Raw genomic sequence first — 999 nt, forward strand, 5'->3', positions numbered from 1 at the left:
CCGCTCTTTAACAACTGAATCAAGCAATTCGTGTGGGTGCTTGTGGAGTCAGACTGATAGTCAACAAGATTATCAGCATCACAAGTTACTCCGCGAGAAATCAAAGATGTAACCAACGATTGCTGAGCCAAGTTTAGGGTTTCTTAAAAACCCAAAGATGTTTGAACTGAAGAGTTTGATCATGGCTCAGATTGAACGCTGGCGGCAGGCCTAACACATGCAAGTCGAGCGGTAGAGAGAAGCTTGCTTCTCTTGAGAGCGGCGGACGGGTGAGTAAAGCCTAGGAATCTGCCTGGTAGTGGGGGATAACGTTCGGAAACGGACGCTAATACCGCATACGTCCTACGGGAGAAAGCAGGGGACCTTCGGGCCTTGCGCTATCAGATGAGCCTAGGTCGGATTAGCTAGTTGGTGAGGTAATGGCTCACCAAGGCGACGATCCGTAACTGGTCTGAGAGGATGATCAGTCACACTGGAACTGAGACACGGTCCAGACTCCTACGGGAGGCAGCAGTGGGGAATATTGGACAATGGGCGAAAGCCTGATCCAGCCATGCCGCGTGTGTGAAGAAGGTCTTCGGATTGTAAAGCACTTTAAGTTGGGAGGAAGGGCATTAACCTAATACGTTAGTGTTTTGACGTTACCGACAGAATAAGCACCGGCTAACTCTGTGCCAGCAGCCGCGGTAATACAGAGGGTGCAAGCGTTAATCGGAATTACTGGGCGTAAAGCGCGCGTAGGTGGTTTGTTAAGTTGGATGTGAAATCCCCGGGCTCAACCTGGGAACTGCATTCAAAACTGACTGACTAGAGTGTGGTAGAGGGTGGTGGAATTTCCTGTGTAGCGGTGAAATGCGTAGATATAGGAAGGAACACCAGTGGCGAAGGCGACCACCTGGACCAACACTGACACTGAGGTGCGAAAGCGTGGGGAGCAAACAGGATTAGATACCCTGGTAGTCCACGCCGTAAACGATGTCAACTAGCCGTTGGAAGCCT

The 999-nt window shown here is 50.8% G+C and carries 1 rRNA gene; it reads left to right on the forward strand.

Features of this window, described 5'->3' with window-relative positions:
* Positions 1–163 precede the first annotated feature (163 nt).
* Positions 164–999 (forward strand): 16S ribosomal RNA (locus BFP92_RS20985); the annotation flags it as partial.

Origin of the sequence: Pseudomonas sp. 58 R 3 (assembly GCF_900006605.1) — a bacterium.
Taxonomy (GTDB): domain Bacteria; phylum Pseudomonadota; class Gammaproteobacteria; order Pseudomonadales; family Pseudomonadaceae; genus Aquipseudomonas; species Aquipseudomonas salomonii.